Origin of the sequence: Thermococcus sp., from assembly GCF_027052235.1 — an archaeon.
Taxonomy (GTDB): domain Archaea; phylum Methanobacteriota_B; class Thermococci; order Thermococcales; family Thermococcaceae; genus Thermococcus.
On sequence record NZ_JALUFF010000046.1, the window covers coordinates 1 to 385 of the forward strand.

1 tRNA gene is annotated in these 385 nt (G+C 53.5%); it reads right to left on the reverse strand.

The features are described 5' to 3' along the window. Window positions 1-276 precede the first annotated feature (276 nt). Window positions 277-354 (reverse strand) — tRNA-Ile (locus MVC73_RS04760). Window positions 355-385 lie beyond the last annotated feature (31 nt).

Genomic DNA, 385 nt, shown 5'->3' on the forward strand with positions numbered 1-385 from the left:
CTCTTTGATCAAACTTTGCAAAGCAAAGTTTGATCAAAGAGTGCCCTTCTCCTCAAAGAGCAAAAGGTCAGTTGTGCCTCCCTCAAGAACCAAGTTTCGAGGGGTTTAACCCCAAACTAACCTCTTCGAATAGTTTCAACTTTAATCAGTGCCCGAAGGGCGCTTTAGGCAGTGAAACACTCACTAAAGAGCAAGCGAGTAAAAACCCCTTTCAGGAACGCAACTTGTAGAAAGGCACTTACTCTTCCGCCAGCGCTTGCTCTGCAAGGGCTGTGATGGTGGGCCCGCGGGGCTTCGAACCCCGGACCTCCCGCTTATCAGGCGGGCGCTCTGACCAGGCTGAGCCACGGGCCCGCGAGAAAGGTTTTGGTGCCCCGGCCGGGAT